The organism is Campylobacter sp. B0100352/1, assembly GCF_020135855.1.
GTDB classification, from domain to species: domain Bacteria; phylum Campylobacterota; class Campylobacteria; order Campylobacterales; family Campylobacteraceae; genus Campylobacter_D; species Campylobacter_D taeniopygiae.
In genome coordinates this window covers 1-15,770 of record NZ_JACHTP010000014.1, presented here as the reverse complement: position 1 = coordinate 15,770, position 15,770 = coordinate 1, and the positions used below count along the sequence as shown (strand labels likewise).

General features: G+C 32.7%; 13 protein-coding genes and 5 tRNA genes. All 18 read left to right on the top strand.

The genetic code is table 11. The annotated features are described in order from the left end of the window. Positions 1-13: 13 nt before the first annotated feature. On the top strand, positions 14-715 hold the full coding sequence (locus H2279_RS05255) for an amino acid ABC transporter permease (RefSeq protein ID WP_337195825.1): 702 nt from the start codon (positions 14-16) through the stop codon (positions 713-715). Then, positions 708-1,364, top strand: coding sequence for an amino acid ABC transporter permease (locus H2279_RS05250; protein WP_137624313.1), 657 nt, complete (start codon positions 708-710; stop codon positions 1,362-1,364). The genes H2279_RS05255 and H2279_RS05250 overlap by 8 nt, the downstream gene beginning before the upstream one ends. Before the next feature lies 1 nt (position 1,365). Then, positions 1,366-2,103, top strand: coding sequence for an amino acid ABC transporter ATP-binding protein (locus H2279_RS05245; protein WP_137624314.1), 738 nt, complete (start codon positions 1,366-1,368; stop codon positions 2,101-2,103). Between the two features lie 129 nt (positions 2,104-2,232). Then, positions 2,233-2,308, top strand: a tRNA-Thr gene (locus tag H2279_RS05240). Between the two features lie 50 nt (positions 2,309-2,358). Continuing rightward, a tRNA-Tyr gene (locus tag H2279_RS05235) sits at positions 2,359-2,444 on the top strand. A gap of 6 nt (positions 2,445-2,450) precedes the next feature. Then, positions 2,451-2,527 (top strand) — tRNA-Gly (locus H2279_RS05230). Between the two features lie 89 nt (positions 2,528-2,616). Then, a tRNA-Thr gene (locus H2279_RS05225) sits at positions 2,617-2,691 on the top strand. A 71-nt stretch (positions 2,692-2,762) separates the two neighbouring features. Then, positions 2,763-3,962 (top strand): elongation factor Tu, encoded by a 1,200-nt coding sequence (tuf, locus tag H2279_RS05220; protein WP_137622495.1) that lies wholly within the window; start codon positions 2,763-2,765, stop codon positions 3,960-3,962. 54 nt (positions 3,963-4,016) lie between these two features. Continuing rightward, entirely contained in the window at positions 4,017-4,175 is a 159-nt protein-coding gene (gene rpmG / locus H2279_RS05215) for a 50S ribosomal protein L33 (RefSeq protein ID WP_002793551.1), read from the top strand. A 6-nt stretch (positions 4,176-4,181) separates the two neighbouring features. Continuing rightward, a tRNA-Trp gene (locus H2279_RS05210) sits at positions 4,182-4,257 on the top strand. 17 nt (positions 4,258-4,274) lie between these two features. Continuing rightward, positions 4,275-4,454, top strand: coding sequence for a preprotein translocase subunit SecE (secE, locus tag H2279_RS05205; RefSeq protein WP_137624315.1), 180 nt, complete (start codon positions 4,275-4,277; stop codon positions 4,452-4,454). A 10-nt stretch (positions 4,455-4,464) separates the two neighbouring features. Continuing rightward, positions 4,465-4,998, top strand: a complete 534-nt coding sequence (gene nusG / locus H2279_RS05200) for a transcription termination/antitermination protein NusG (RefSeq protein ID WP_137624316.1) — start codon at positions 4,465-4,467, stop codon at positions 4,996-4,998. 20 nt (positions 4,999-5,018) lie between these two features. Continuing rightward, positions 5,019-5,444: a 50S ribosomal protein L11 gene (gene rplK / locus H2279_RS05195; RefSeq protein WP_002779452.1), complete on the top strand. Its 426-nt coding sequence runs from the start codon at positions 5,019-5,021 to the stop codon at positions 5,442-5,444. Between the two features lie 58 nt (positions 5,445-5,502). After that, the gene (gene rplA, locus H2279_RS05190; protein WP_137624317.1) at positions 5,503-6,204 is read left to right on the top strand and encodes a 50S ribosomal protein L1; all 702 of its coding nucleotides are present in this window, start codon (positions 5,503-5,505) and stop codon (positions 6,202-6,204) included. Between the two features lie 153 nt (positions 6,205-6,357). Continuing rightward, complete coding sequence (gene rplJ / locus H2279_RS05185; protein ID WP_337195824.1) at positions 6,358-6,837, top strand: 50S ribosomal protein L10; 480 nt, start codon at positions 6,358-6,360, stop codon at positions 6,835-6,837. Positions 6,838-6,849: 12 nt separating this feature from the next. Then, positions 6,850-7,227, top strand: a complete 378-nt coding sequence (rplL, locus tag H2279_RS05180) for a 50S ribosomal protein L7/L12 (RefSeq protein ID WP_137624319.1) — start codon at positions 6,850-6,852, stop codon at positions 7,225-7,227. A gap of 125 nt (positions 7,228-7,352) precedes the next feature. Further along, entirely contained in the window at positions 7,353-11,480 is a 4,128-nt protein-coding gene (gene rpoB / locus H2279_RS05175) for a DNA-directed RNA polymerase subunit beta (protein ID WP_337195823.1), read from the top strand. After that, a partial coding sequence (rpoC, locus tag H2279_RS05170) for a DNA-directed RNA polymerase subunit beta' (protein ID WP_337195822.1) occupies positions 11,473-15,770 on the top strand: 4,298 nt, incomplete at its 3' end. The genes rpoB and rpoC, both read left to right, overlap by 8 nt.

Here is a 15,770-nt window from a genome sequence, read left to right as displayed (position 1 = left end):
GGATAAAAAGAATATGGATTTAAATTTTATAATCAATCATTTAAGTGTATTTGCAATAGCTGGTTGGCTTACTTTGAAATTAAGTTTTTTTGGTATAGCTTTTTCTATAATTATAGGATTATTTTGTATTTTAATGAGTTATTTTAGAATTAAATTTATAGAACAAATTTGTAAAATTTATATAGAATTATCTCGAAATACTCCTTTATTGATACAGCTTTTTTTTCTTTACTATGCTTTGCCCAAATTTGGCATCCATTTAGAAAAAATTCCTCCTTTAAATTTAATTTGTTTAAGCGTTGATGAAACTTTACGCCCCGCTTTTGCTTGTGCAATTGTTGGTCTTAGTTTTTTAGGTGGATCTTATATGGCTGAGAGTTTTAGATCGGGATTTGAGGCTATTAGAAAACAGCAATTTGAAGCAGGGCTTTCTTTAGGTTTTACAAAATTGGGAAATTTTCGCTATGTTATTTTACCTCAAATACTTGCTGTTTCGATATCAAGCATTAGTGCAAATATTATTTTTCTTATTAAAGAAACTTCGGTGGTAAGTATCATAGCCTTGCCTGATTTGGTCACGGCCATGAAAGATTTAAATTCTCTAACCTATAAAACAGATGAGCTTTTATTTCTTTTGTTTATGGGGTATTTATGCATTATTCTACCGATTTCTTTGATATTATTTTTTGTGGAAAAAAGGCTTTCAAATGCTTAATTTATTAAATTTAGATACTTTAAATCGTCTTTGGCAAGGTTTATTTGTTACGCTTGAAATTTCCATAATTAGTATTATAATTACATCTTTCTTTGGGCTTTTTTTAGGTATTTTGATGAGTTTTAAAAATCGCTATATTTATATTTTATGCCGTTTTATTTTAGAATTTGTGAGAATTATGCCTCTTTTGGTTTGGCTTTTTATAGTATATTTTGGTTTTTCAAGGTGGCTTGGGGTTAATTTAAGCAGCACAGCTTCAGCTATTATTGTATTTAGTATTTGGGGAAGTTTTGAGATGATGGATTTAGTTAGATCTTCATTGCAAAGTATTCCTAAACATCAATATGAAAGCGCTAAAAGCTTAGGTTTAAATAAATTTCAAGCGTATTTTTATATCATTATTCCACAAGCCTTCCGTCGTCTTACTCCTGTAAGTATGAATTTGCTTACTCGTATGATTAAAAGCACAACCTTTGCTTATTTAATTGGTAGTGTGGAGCTTGTAAAGGTAGGGCAGCAAATTATTGAATTTAATAATAAAAACGATTTAGCTCCTTTTATAATTTATGGTTTTATTTTTTTTATTTTTTTTATAATTTGTTACCCTATTACTTTATATTCTAGAAAATTAGAAAAAAAATGGAGTTAAAATGAGTATTTTAAAAGTAACAAATTTGCAAAAATATTATGGAACTCATCATGTTTTAAAAAATATTAATTTAGAGGTAAAACAAAAAGAAGTTGTTGTGATCCTAGGTCCGAGTGGCTGTGGAAAATCAACTTTTTTAAGATGTATTAATGGATTAGAAGAAATTGCAGACGGAACGATACAAATTGGTCAGGATAAAATCGATAAAAATTTTAAAGATTGGACAAGGGTGCGTCAAAAAGTAGGTATGGTGTTTCAATCTTATGAATTATTTGAACATTTAAGTGTTAAAGATAATATACTTTTAGGCCCTTTAAAGGTGCAAAAAAGATCCAAAGAAGAAGTTTTAGAAGAGGCTAAAATATGGCTTGAAAAGGTAGGGCTAATCCATAAACTAGACGCTTTTCCTAGAGAATTAAGTGGGGGGCAAAAACAAAGAATTGCTATAGTAAGAAGCCTTTGTATGAATCCAGAACTCATGCTTTTTGATGAGGTAACGGCAGCACTTGATCCTGAAATTGTTCGTGAAGTTTTAGAAGTTATGTTAAATTTAGCTAAAGATGGTATGACTATGTTAATTGTTACACACGAGATGGGCTTTGCTAAAGCAGTTGCTGATAAAATAGTTTTTATGGATAATGGCGAAGTGATCGAGGAGAATAACCCACATGATTTTTTTGAAAATCCTAAAAGTGAAAGGGCGAAAAAATTTTTAAATTTGTTTGATTATCATAAATAATTTTATGATAATATTCTTTTTTAGAGAATATCTGGTTAAATTAATAAATATTTTCTTGACAAAATGTTTTTTTTAATATATAATTCGTCTTTTAAAAATTTTGATTCTAAATTTTAGGACGTAAGATTTGCTGGTTTAGCTCAGTTGGTAGAGCAGCTGCCTTGTAAGCAGCAGGTCGGGGGTTCAAGTCCCTTAACCAGCTCCATATTTATTTTTTTTAACAGTGTTTGACCAGATATTTTATATGGTGACAATGGTGAGTTACTCAAGTGGCCAACGAGGGCAGACTGTAAATCTGCTGGCTTTCGCCTTCCGTGGTTCGAATCCACGACTCACCACCATGCTTTGCGGGAGTAGCTCAGTTGGCTAGAGCATCAGCCTTCCAAGCTGAGGGTCGCGGGTTCGAGTCCCGTTTCCCGCTCCAATGTTTAACTGGGAGCTGTGTTTTCATTATAACTACAGTATATTCCCATAATTTTTTTCAGTTGTCTGTATTATATTGGTTTTCTGAGCGCTCGTATGGCTCAGAGGTAGAGCACTCCCTTGGTAAGGGAGAGGTCGCGGGTTCAATTCCCGCTATGAGCTCCATTGTTTTATTGAAAAGATTATAAATATAGACTTGGTTTTGCTTACATTTATTTTTATATTGGAGGAAAAAAATGGCTAAAGAAAAATTTTCACGTAATAAGCCACACGTAAATATAGGTACTATCGGTCACGTTGACCATGGTAAGACTACTTTGACAGCTGCTATTTCTGCTGTTCTTTCAAGAAGAGGTTTGGCAGAGCTTAAAGATTATGATAATATTGATAATGCTCCTGAAGAAAAAGAACGTGGTATTACCATTGCTACTTCTCATATTGAATATGAAACAGAAAATCGTCACTATGCACACGTTGATTGTCCAGGTCACGCTGACTATGTTAAAAATATGATTACAGGTGCTGCACAAATGGACGGTGCGATTCTTGTTGTTTCTGCAGCAGATGGCCCAATGCCACAAACTAGAGAGCATATTCTACTTTCTCGTCAAGTTGGTGTTCCATATATAGTTGTTTTCATGAATAAAGCAGATATGGTTGATGATGCTGAACTTTTAGAGTTAGTTGAAATGGAAATTAGAGAATTATTAAGCTCTTATGATTTCCCAGGAGATGATACTCCAATTATTTCTGGTTCTGCATTAAAAGCTCTTGAAGAAGCTAAAGCTGGTCAAGATGGCGAGTGGTCTAAAAAAGTATTGGATCTAATGGCAGCAGTTGATAGCTATATTCCAACTCCAACTCGTGATACTGAAAAAGATTTCTTAATGCCAATTGAAGATGTTTTCTCGATTTCTGGACGTGGTACGGTTGTTACCGGAAGAATTGAAAAAGGTGTAGTTAAAGTAGGTGATACTATTGAAATTGTTGGTATTAAAGATACACAAACTACTACTGTTACCGGCGTTGAAATGTTTAGAAAAGAAATGGATCAAGGTGAAGCTGGAGATAACGTAGGTGTTCTTCTTCGTGGTACTAAAAAAGAAGAAGTTATTCGTGGAATGGTTCTTGCAAAACCAAAATCAATTACTCCTCATACTGATTTTGAAGCTGAAGTTTATATTTTAAATAAAGATGAAGGTGGTAGACATACTCCATTCTTTAACAATTATAGACCTCAATTCTATGTGAGAACAACAGACGTTACAGGTTCTATTAAATTAGCAGATGGCGTTGAAATGGTTATGCCAGGTGAAAACGTAAGAATTACAGTAAGCTTGATAGCTCCAGTAGCTCTTGAAGAAGGAACACGTTTTGCTATTCGTGAAGGTGGTAAAACAGTTGGTTCTGGTGTTGTTTCTAAAATAATTAAATAAATATTATGAGAAAGTCAAGTTTTTTATACTTGACTTTTGTTTTAAGGGAAAAAAATGAGAATTAAAGTTGGTTTAAAATGTGAAGAGTGTGGTGATATCAATTACAGCACTTATAAAAATAGTAAAAATACAACTGAAAAGTTAGAATTAAAAAAATATTGTCCAAGATTAAAAAAACATACACTTCATAAAGAAGTAAAATTAAAAAGTTAAGCTCTTAGGGCAATAGCTCTAACGGTAGAGCGTCGGATTCCAAATCCGCAGGTTGGGGGTTCGAATCCCTCTTGCCCTGCCATATTAAGGTTTATATAAATGGAAAAATTAATAACTTATTTTAAATTATCAAAGGCTGAACTAAGGAAAGTAATTTTTCCTTTAAAAGAACAGGTGCGAAATGCTTATATTACTGTTTTTATAGTAGTTGCGGTTATTTCAGTATTTTTGGCATTAGTAGATTGGATTATGTCATCTATTGTTTCTTTGGTTGTATAAGGAGATAATGGTGAATACTTATAAATGGTATGCAATTCAAACTTATGCTGGTAGTGAAATGGCTGTAAAAAGAGCTATTGAAAATTTAGTTAAAGATAATGGTATTGAGGATAGACTAAAAGAAATAGTTGTTCCAACAGAAGATGTTATCGAATTTAAAAATGGAAAAGAAAAAATTAGTGAAAGAAGTTTGTATTCAGGATACGTGTTTGCAAATCTTGATTTAAATACGGAACTTTGGCACCGAATTCAATCTCTTCCAAAAGTAGGACGTTTTATTGGGGAATCAAAAAAACCAACCCCTTTAACAGAAAAAGATATCAATTTAATTTTGGAAAAAGTTCATAATCGTGCAGCTCCTAAACCAAAAATTTCTTTTGAAGAAGGAGAAAATGTAAGAATCACTGAAGGCCCATTTGCGAATTTTACTGCTATTGTAGAAGAATATGATATGGTTAGAGGCTTATTAAAATTAAATGTTTCTATTTTTGGACGTTCAACTCCAGTGGAGATTTTGTATTCTCAAGTTGAGAAAATAATTTAAATTTATTAAGGAGAATTGTTATGGCTAAGAAAGTTGTAGGCGAAATTAAATTACAAATTGCTGCCACTAAAGCAAATCCATCGCCACCAGTTGGCCCTGCTTTGGGACAGCAAGGTGTTAATATTATGGAATTTTGTAAAGCTTTTAATGAAAGAACAAAGGATATGGCAGGTTTTAATATCCCTGTTGTTATCACAGTTTATGCAGATAAGAGTTTTACTTTTATTACAAAACAACCACCAGCTACAGATTTAATCAAAAAAGCAGCTGGTATTTCTAAAGGTACAGATAATCCTTTAAAAAATAAAGTGGGTAAATTAACTCGTGCTCAAGTTTTAGAAATTGTTGATAAAAAAATTGCGGATTTAAACACTAAAGATAGAGACCAAGCAGCAAAAATTATTGCTGGTTCAGCTCGTTCTATGGGTGTTGAAATCGTTGATTAATCCTTTTGACCGCTAAAGTAAAAAGCGGTAGCACTTTAAAAATGCGGAGAGTATAAAAATGGCTAAAATGGTAAAAAGATTAAAAAATTTATTAGAGAAAATTGATTCAAATAAAATTTACAGTCTTAATGAGGCAATAGAAACAGTTAAAGAGTTAAAATCAGCAAAATTTGATGAAACTGTCGAAATTGCTTTAAAATTAAACGTTGATCCAAGACACGCTGATCAAATGGTAAGAGGATCTGTTGTACTTCCTGCTGGAACAGGCAAAAAAGTTCGTGTAGCTGTTATTGCAAAAGATGCTAAAGCAGACGAAGCTAAAAATGCTGGAGCAGATATTGTTGGAAGCGATGATTTAGTTGAAGAAATTCAAAAAGGAAATATGAATTTTGACGTATTGATTGCGACTCCAAATTTAATGGGTTTAGTAGGTAAAGTAGGTAGAATTTTAGGTCCTAAAGGTTTAATGCCAAATCCAAAAACTGGAACAGTAACTATGGATGTTGCACAAGCTGTAAATAACGCTAAAAGCGGGCAAGTAAATTTTAGAGTTGATAAACAAGGAAATATCCATGCTGGACTTGGAAAAGTAAGTTTTTCTAAAGAGCAATTATGGGACAATATCTCAACTTTTATAAAAGCTATTAACAAACATAAACCAGCTGCAGCAAAAGGTAGATATATTAAAAGCGCTGCTTTATCTTTAACTATGAGTCCATCGGTAAAACTTGAAATTCAAGAGTTACTTGATATGAAATAAAGAGTTGTCAAAAACTCTTTATTTTTTTGAAATAAACATTTGAGAAAATGTTAATTTTTTTGAAATGTTTATTTTAGATTGAAGATAGTCGAGGCGTAAGCTTAATTGGAAAATTTCCTCTCTACTTGAAATCTCAATCGGAAAGGAGAAAATGTGACTAGAAGCGAAAAAGTTGAAGTTATTGCTAAGCTTGAAGAAAATTTCAAAGCTAGTGAAGCTATTATAGTTTGCGACTATAAGGGTTTATCTACTAAGAAATTGGAAGAACTTAGAAATAATGCAAGAGAAAATAATGTAAAAGTTCAAATTATTAAAAATACTTTGGCTAACATTGCTCTTAATAATTCCGGAAAAACAGGTCTAGTTCTTAAAGATGCCAATATTTATCTTTGGGGAGAAGATCAACTTAGTGTTTCAAAAGTAGCTGCTAAATTTGAAGAAAACAATGAAAAATTTCAAATTAAAACTGCTTTTGTTGATGGTGAAGTTGCAGACGTTGCTAAGGTTAAAGCCTTGGCTAAAATGCCTTCACGCAATGAGTTGCTTGCTATGCTTTTGCAAGTTTGGAAAGCGCCAATTGCCAACTTTACTATTGGTTTAAATGCGCTAAAAAATAAAAAAGAAACTGAATAAAAAGGATTTAAAATGGCAATTTCAAAAGAAGATGTATTAGAATATATTTCAAATTTAAGTGTTCTTGAGCTTTCTGAGCTTGTAAAAGAATTTGAAGAGAAATTCGGTGTATCAGCTGCTCCGGTAATGGTAGCTGGCGGTGCAGCAGCAGGTGGCGGTGCAGCAGCTGCTGAGGAAAAAACAGAATTTGATATTGTTTTAACTGACGGCGGTGCTAAAAAAATCGAAGTAATTAAAATTGTTAGAGCTTTAACAGGTCTTGGACTTAAAGAAGCTAAAGATGCTGTAGAGCAAACTCCTTCAACTTTAAAAGAAGGTGTAGCTAAAGCTGAGGCAGAAGAAGCTAAAAAACAACTTGAAGAAGCTGGTGCTAAAGTAGAACTTAAATAATTTAATTTTTTAAATTGGATTTAGTTTAAGAAGATTTGTTTTTAACAAGTCTTCTTTTTTTGTTTTTACCTAGTTTTTAGGTCTTCTTTTTTAAATTTACAAAATTTACCATGAGGTATATGCAAATGTTAGATAATAAATTAAGAAATCGTTTAAGAGTAGATTTCTCCAATATTTCAAAACAAATAGAAATTCCAAATCTTTTACAATTACAAAAAGCTAGTTTTGATTATTTTTTAAATTTTAATAATGGTGAAAGTGGTATAGAAAAAGTTTTTAAATCAATTTTTCCAATACATGATCCGCAAAATAGATTGAGTCTAGAATATGTAAATAGTGAAATAGGCAAACCAAAATACACTATTCGCGAATGTATGGAAAGAGGTTTAACTTACTCTGTAAATTTAAAAATGAAAATCCGTCTTACTTTACATGAAAGAGATGAAAAGACAGGTGAGAAAGTCGGTATAAAAGATATTAAAGAGCAAGAAATTTATATCAGAGAAATTCCATTAATGACAGATCGTGTGTCTTTTATTATTAATGGAGTAGAAAGAGTTGTTGTTAATCAGCTTCATAGAAGTCCTGGTGTAATTTTTAAAGAAGAAGAAAGTTCAACAGTAGCTAATAAGCTTGTTTATACGGCACAAATTATTCCTGATCGTGGTTCTTGGTTGTATTTCGAATATGACGCTAAAGATGTGCTTTATGTGAGAATTAACAAAAGAAGAAAAGTGCCTATAACTATGCTTTTTAGAGCATTAGGGTATAAAAAACAAGATATTATAAAGCTATTTTACCCTATTCAAACAATTCATGTTAAAAAAGATAAATTCTTGACCGAATTTAATCCTAGTGATTTTATGGATAGAATAGAATACGATATTAAAGATGAAAAAGGTAAAGTTGTCCATCAAGCGGGAAAAAGATTGACAAAGAAAAAAGCCGAGCAATTGATTAAAGATGGATTGAAATGGATAGAGTATCCAGTAGAGGTTTTATTGAATCGTTATTTGGCAAATCCTATTTTTGATAAAAATAGTGGCGAAATACTTTTTGATTCTCTAACGCTTATCGATGAAAGCAAACTTGCAAAAATTAAAGAGCAAAAAAGTTTTGAAATTGCAAATGATTTAGCTAATGGTGTGGATACTGCTATTATCAACTCATTTATACAAGATAATGAAACTTTAAAACTATTAAAACAAACTGAAAATATTGAAGATGAAAATGATCTAGCTGCAATAAGAATTTATAAAGTTATGAGACCTGGTGAACCAGTAGTTAAAGATGCGGCAAAAACTTTCGTTAATGATTTATTTTTCAATCCAGAAAGATACGATTTAACCAAAGTTGGTCGTATGAAAATGAATCATAAATTAGGTCTTGATGTTCCTGAATATGTAACCGTTTTAACCAATGAAGATATTATTAAAACTGCAAAGTATTTGATCAAGGTTAAAAATGGCAAGGGTCATATTGATGATAGAGATCATTTAGGAAATCGTCGTATTAGATCTATAGGTGAACTTTTGGCTAATGAGCTTCATTTAGGATTGGCAAAAATGCAAAAAGCTATCCGAGATAAATTCACCTCTTTAAATTCGGATATTGATAAAGTTATGCCTTATGATTTAATCAATCCTAAGATGATCACTACAACAATTATTGAATTTTTCACAGGTGGACAACTTTCTCAATTTATGGATCAAACAAACCCGCTAAGCGAGATCACTCATAAGCGTCGTTTATCTGCGCTTGGTGAAGGAGGACTTGTTAAAGAAAGAGCAGGTTTTGAAGTTAGAGATGTTCATGCGACTCATTATGGTAGAATTTGTCCAGTAGAAACCCCAGAAGGGCAAAATATTGGTTTGATTAATACTCTTTCAACTTATGCTAAAGTGAATGAACTCGGTTTTGTTGAAGCACCTTATAAAAAAGTTGAAAATGGAAAAGTTACTGATGAAATTGTTTATTTAACTGCTACACAAGAAGAAGGTTTATTTATTGCACCTGCTTCCACTAAGGTAGATGCTAAGGGTAATATCGTTGAAGAATTCGTTGAAGCAAGACAAGATGGAGAAACTATTCTAGCTAAAAGAGAAGAAGTTCAACTTATCGATCTTTGTTCAGGTATGGTTGTTGGGGTTGCAGCTTCTTTGATTCCTTTCTTGGAGCATGATGATGCAAACAGGGCTTTGATGGGTTCTAACATGCAACGTCAAGCTGTTCCTCTTTTAACTTCAAGTGCTCCTATTGTAGGTACTGGAATGGAGAGTACTATCGCGCGTGATGCTTGGGAAGCTGTTAAAGCTAAGCGTGGCGGTGTAGTAGAAAAAGTAGATAATAAAAGTATTTTTATCTTGGGTGAAGATGAAAAAGGTCCTTTTATTGATCACTATATTATGGAGAAAAATTTACGCACTAACCAAAATACAAATTATATTCAACATCCTATTGTTAAAAAGGGAGAAGTGGTTAAAGCAGGGCAAATTATTGCTGATGGTCCTTCTATGGATCAAGGGGAATTGGCTATCGGAAAAAATGCTTTAATTGCTTTTATGCCTTGGAATGGTTATAACTATGAGGACGCTATCGTAGTAAGTGAAAGAATTATTCGTGAAGATACATTCACAAGCGTTCATATCTATGAAAAAGAAATTGAAGCTAGAGAATTAAAAGATGGTATAGAAGAAATCACCAAAGATATACCAAATGTTAAAGAAGAAGATGTTGCTCATTTAGATGAAAGTGGAATTGCAAAAATAGGAACTCATATTAAACCGGGTATGATTTTGGTTGGAAAAGTTTCACCAAAAGGTGAAGTTAAGCCAACACCAGAGGAAAGACTTTTAAGAGCTATTTTTGGTGAAAAAGCAGGCCATGTCGTAAATAAGTCTTTGTATGCTACTGCTTCATTAGAAGGTGTAGTTGTAGATGTAAAAATATTTACTAAAAAAGGTTATGAAAAAGACGAAAGAGCTTTAAAAGCGTATGATAAAGAAAAAATGTCTTTAGAAAAAGAACATCACGATAGACTTTTGATGATGGATAGAGAGGAAATGCTTAGAGTTTGTGCTTTATTGTCTAAATCAACTTTAACCAGCAGTCAAAAAATCGGTGATAAAACTTATAAAAAAGGTGAGAAAGCTGATTTAAGCGATTTAGAAAAAATCAATCGTTTTACACTTACTACTATTATTAAAGCTTATTCTAAAGAAGTTCAAAAACAATATGAAGATTTGAAAAATCATTTCCAAAATGAAAAGAAAAAACTAAAAGCTGAACATGATGAAAAACTTGAAATTTTAGAAAAAGATGATATCTTACCAAGTGGAGTAGTAAAACTTGTAAAAGTTTATATTGCTACAAAACGAAAGCTAAAAGTGGGCGATAAAATGGCAGGACGCCATGGAAATAAAGGTATTGTTTCTACCATAATCCCAGAAGTTGATATGCCTTATCTTGCAAATGGAAAAAGTGTAGATATTGCACTCAATCCTTTAGGGGTTCCAAGTCGTATGAATATAGGTCAAATTTTGGAAAGTCATTTAGGACTTGTTGGATTAAGACTTGGGGGGCAAATTCAAGAAATCTTTGATAGAAAACAAAAAGATTTCATTAAAGAATTAAGAGCAAAAATGCTTGAAATTTGTTCTATTCCAAGACTTGTAAATGAAAAAGAATTTATTAAAAAATTAAGTGATGAAGAACTTTTAGATTATGCTAGAGATTGGAGCAAGGGGGTTAAATTTGCAACTCCTGTTTTTGAAGGTGTCAATATAGAGGAATTTAAAAAATTGTTTGAATTAGCAAAAATTGACATGGATGGAAAAACAGAGCTTTACGATGGAAGAACTGGTGAAAAGATAGCAGAGCGTGTTCATGTGGGATGTATGTATATGTTAAAACTTCACCACTTAGTCGATGAAAAAGTTCATGCAAGAAGTACAGGACCTTACAGTCTTGTAACTCAACAACCAGTTGGCGGTAAGGCACTTTTTGGAGGTCAAAGATTTGGAGAAATGGAAGTGTGGGCGCTTGAAGCTTATGGAGCGGCACATACTTTAAGAGAAATGCTAACTATTAAATCAGATGACGTAGAGGGTAGATTTAATGCTTATAAAGCAATTACCAAAGGAGAGAATGTTCCAGCGACAGGAATTCCTGAAACATTTTTTGTTTTAACTAATGAACTTAAATCACTTGCATTAGATGTTGAGATTTTTGATAAGGATGAGGACAATGAGTAAATTTAAAGTCATAGAAGTAAAAGAAGATGCTAGACCTAGAGATTTTGAAGCTTTTCAACTAAGGCTTGCTAGTCCTGAAAAAATAAAATCTTGGTCTTATGGAGAAGTAAAAAAACCAGAAACGATCAATTATAGAACTTTAAAACCTGAAAGAGACGGTCTTTTTTGTGCTAAAATTTTTGGTCCTATCCGTGATTATGAATGTCTTTGCGGTAAATATAAAAAAATGCGTTTTAAAGGTGTTAAATGTGAAAAATGTGGCGTTGAAGTTGCTAATTCTAAAGTTCGTCGCTCAAGAATGGGGCATATTGAACTTGTAACTCCAGTAGCGCATATTTGGTATGTGAATTCTTTACCAAGTCGTATAGGCACACTTTTAGGTGTAAAGATGAAAGATCTTGAGCGTGTGCTTTATTATGAAGCTTATATTGTTGAAAATGCTGGTGATGCATATTATGATAATGAAAATACTAAAAAAGTTGAATATTGTGATGTTTTAAATGAAGAACAATATCAAAATTTAATGCAGCGTTATGAAAGTAGTGGTTTTAAAGCAAGAATGGGTGGAGAGGTTGTTCGAGATTTATTGGCTAATTTGGATCTTGTAGCTCTTTTAAATCAATTAAAAGAAGAAATGGCCGCAACTAATTCAGAAGCAAAGAAAAAGACTATCATTAAACGTTTAAAAGTGGTTGAGAATTTTTTAAATTCAAATTCTAACACTGATGTTGATAGTGAAAATGCAGTTCCTAATCGCCCAGAATGGATGATGATAACTAATTTACCAGTATTGCCACCAGATTTGCGTCCTTTGGTTGCCCTAGATGGTGGAAAATTTGCGGTTTCTGATGTAAATGATTTATATCGTCGTGTTATCAATAGAAATACTCGTCTTAAAAAGCTTATGGAACTTGATGCACCAGAAATCATTATAAGAAATGAAAAAAGAATGCTTCAAGAAGCAGTAGATGCTTTATTTGATAATGGTCGTCGTGCTAATGCAGTTAAGGGAGCCAATAAGCGTCCTTTAAAATCTTTAAGTGAAATTATCAAAGGTAAGCAAGGACGTTTTAGACAAAACTTGCTTGGAAAAAGGGTTGACTTTTCGGGACGTAGTGTTATTGTTGTAGGTCCAAAATTAAGAATGGATCAATGCGGTCTGCCTAAAAAAATGGCTTTAGAGCTTTTTAAACCACATTTATTAGCTAAGCTTGAAGAAAAAGGTTACGCAACAACCGTTAAGCAAGCAAAAAAAATGATAGAGAATAAAACCAATGAAGTTTGGGAATGTTTAGAAGAGGTTGTAAAAGGTCATCCTGTTATGCTAAACCGTGCTCCAACTTTACATAAGCTTTCTATTCAAGCTTTTCATCCGGTTTTAGTTGAAGGTAAAGCGATACAATTACATCCTTTAGTATGTGCTGCTTTTAACGCAGACTTTGATGGGGATCAAATGGCAGTACATGTGCCGCTTTCTCAAGAAGCCATTGCAGAATGTAAGGTGCTTATGCTTTCTTCGATGAATATTCTTTTACCAGCGAGTGGTAAATCAGTAACTGTTCCTTCGCAAGATATGGTTTTGGGGATTTATTATCTTTCCTTGGAAAAAGCAGAAGCAAAAGGATCTCATAAAATTTGCACAGGCATTGATGAAGTAATGATGGCACTTGAAAGCAAATGTTTAGATATTCATGCAAGTATACAAACTGTTGTTGATGGTAGAAAGATTACAACGACAGCAGGAAGACTTATTATAAAATCTATTTTACCTGATTTTGTTCCTGAAGCTAACTGGAATAAAGTTTTAAAGAAAAAAGATATAGCAGCACTTGTTGATTATGTTTATAAACAAGGCGGATTGGAAATCACAGCTAACTTTTTAGATAGACTCAAGAATTTAGGTTTTGAATATGCCACAAAAGCGGGTGTTTCTATCTCTATAGCAGATATTATTGTTCCTGATGATAAGCAAAAGGCTATTGATGCAGCTAAAAAGCAAGTTAGGGAAATTCAAAATTCTTATAATCTTGGTTTAATAACCTCTGGAGAAAGATATAATAAGATTATTGATATTTGGAAAAGTACAAATAATCTTCTTTCAAAAGAAATGATGAAGTTGGTTGAAAAAGATAAAGATGGCTTTAACTCCATTTATATGATGGCGGATTCTGGAGCTAGGGGTAGTGCAGCGCAAATTTCTCAGCTTGCTGCAATGAGAGGACTTATGACTAAGCCAGATGGTTCTATTATTGAAACTCCTATTATTTCAAATTTCCGCGAAGGTTTGAATGTGCTTGAGTATTTTATATCTACTCACGGTGCTAGAAAAGGTCTTGCAGATACAGCACTTAAAACCGCAAATGCAGGTTATTTGACAAGAAAATTAATTGATGTTGCACAAAATGTGAAAATTACCATGGAAGATTGTGGTACACATGAGGGAGTAGAAATCAATGAAATTACTGCCGATAGTTCTATAATAGAAACATTGGAAGAAAGAGTTTTAGGAAGAGTTTTAGCAGAGGATGTGATCGATCCTATTACAAATTCTGTTCTCTTTACAGAAGGTACTTTGATTGATGAAGAAAAAGCAAGAATGTTTAGTGAGAATGGTATTAAGAGTGTGAATATCCGAACCCCAATTACTTGTAAAGCTAAAAAAGGAATTTGTGCTAAATGTTATGGTGTAAATCTTGGCGAAGGAAAACTTGTTAAGCCAGGTGAAGCTGTTGGTATTATTTCTGCACAGTCTATTGGAGAGCCTGGTACTCAGCTTACGTTAAGAACTTTCCATAGTGGTGGGACTGCAAGTACAGATTTGCAAGATAGACAAGTTAGTGCTCAAAAAGAAGGTTTTATAAGATTTTATAATTTAAAAACTTATAAAAACAAAGAAGGAAAAATGATAGTTGCAAATCGTAGAAATGCAGCTATTTTATTAGTAGAACCAAAAATAAAAGCTCCATTTAAAGGGGTAATCAGTATAGAAAATATCCATGAAGATGTGATTGTTTCCATTAAGGATAAAAAGCAAGAAATTAAATATACGCTTAGAAAATATGATCTGGCAAAAGCAAATGAGTTAGCAGGAGTTAGTGGAAACATAGATGGCAAATTATATCTTCCTTATCAAAATGGTACCGAAGTTGATGAAAATGAAAGCATTGTAGAGGTTATCAAGGAAGGATGGAATATTCCTAATCGTATTCCATTTGCAAGTGAAATTTTAGTTAAAGATGGTGATCCAGTTGTACAAAATATCAAAGCAGGTGAAAAAGGCACCTTGAAATTTTATGTTCTTAAGGGCGATGGTCTTGATAGAGTTAAAAATATTAAAAAAGGTGATATAGTTAAAGAGAAAGGTTTCTTTGTTGTTATTGCTGATGAAAATGGAAGAGAAGCAAAAAGGCATTATATTCCAAGAGAATCAAAAATTGAATTCAATGATAGTGCCCTTATTGAAGATTCTAGTGTTATCATAGCGAGTGCTCCAAAAAAAGAAAGTATTGTTATTGCAGAATGGGATGCTTATAACAATACCGTTATTGCTGAAATTGATGGAACTATAAGTTTTGAAGATATTGAGGCAGGTTATAGTGCCGATGAACAAGTTGATGAAGCAACAGGTAAGCGATCTTTAGTGATCAATGAATATCTTCCAAGTGGCGTTAGACCAACTTTAGTGATTGCTGGAAAAGGTAATAAGGCGGTGCGTTATCAATTAGAGCCAAAAACGGTTATTTTTGTACATGATGGTGATAAGGTTTCACAAGCTGATATTTTGGCAAAAATTCCAAAAGCCGCTGCAAAATCTAAAGATATTACAGGAGGTCTTCCAAGAGTTTCCGAGCTATTTGAAGCAAGAAAGCCAAAAAATGCTGCTGTGATTGCTGAAATTGATGGTGTAGTTCGTTTTGATAAACCATTGCGTTCAAAAGAAAGAATAGTAATTCAGGCGGAAGATAGCACAAGTGTTGAATATTTAATTGATAAATCAAAACATATACAAGTTAGAGATGGTGAATTTATACACGCTGGAGAAAAACTAACCGATGGTGTGGTTTCAAGTCATGATATACTTAAAATTTTGGGTGAAAAGGCCTTGCATTATTATTTAATTTCTGAAATTCAGCAAGTTTATAGAGGACAAGGTGTTGTGATTTCAGATAAACATATTGAAGTTATTGTTTCACAAATGTTAAGGCAAGTAAAAGTTGTTGATAGTGGGCATACTAAATTTATAGAAGGTGATTTAATATCTAGACGTAAATTTAGGGAAGAAAATGAAAG

What these genes read in the sequence shown, in the direction of transcription:
- secE (WP_137624315.1), top strand. Translation starts at nt 4,275, where the DNA reads ATGGAAAAATTAATAACTTATTTTAAATTATCAAAGGCTGAACTAAGG.
- H2279_RS05255 (WP_337195825.1), top strand. Translation starts at nt 14, where the DNA reads ATGGATTTAAATTTTATAATCAATCATTTAAGTGTATTTGCAATAGCT.
- rplL (WP_137624319.1), top strand. Translation starts at nt 6,850, where the DNA reads ATGGCAATTTCAAAAGAAGATGTATTAGAATATATTTCAAATTTAAGT.
- H2279_RS05245 (WP_137624314.1), top strand. Translation starts at nt 1,366, where the DNA reads ATGAGTATTTTAAAAGTAACAAATTTGCAAAAATATTATGGAACTCAT.
- rpoB (WP_337195823.1), top strand. Translation starts at nt 7,353, where the DNA reads ATGTTAGATAATAAATTAAGAAATCGTTTAAGAGTAGATTTCTCCAAT.
- rplA (WP_137624317.1), top strand. Translation starts at nt 5,503, where the DNA reads ATGGCTAAAATGGTAAAAAGATTAAAAAATTTATTAGAGAAAATTGAT.
- H2279_RS05250 (WP_137624313.1), top strand. Translation starts at nt 708, where the DNA reads ATGCTTAATTTATTAAATTTAGATACTTTAAATCGTCTTTGGCAAGGT.
- tuf (WP_137622495.1), top strand. Translation starts at nt 2,763, where the DNA reads ATGGCTAAAGAAAAATTTTCACGTAATAAGCCACACGTAAATATAGGT.
- rpmG (WP_002793551.1), top strand. Translation starts at nt 4,017, where the DNA reads ATGAGAATTAAAGTTGGTTTAAAATGTGAAGAGTGTGGTGATATCAAT.
- rplK (WP_002779452.1), top strand. Translation starts at nt 5,019, where the DNA reads ATGGCTAAGAAAGTTGTAGGCGAAATTAAATTACAAATTGCTGCCACT.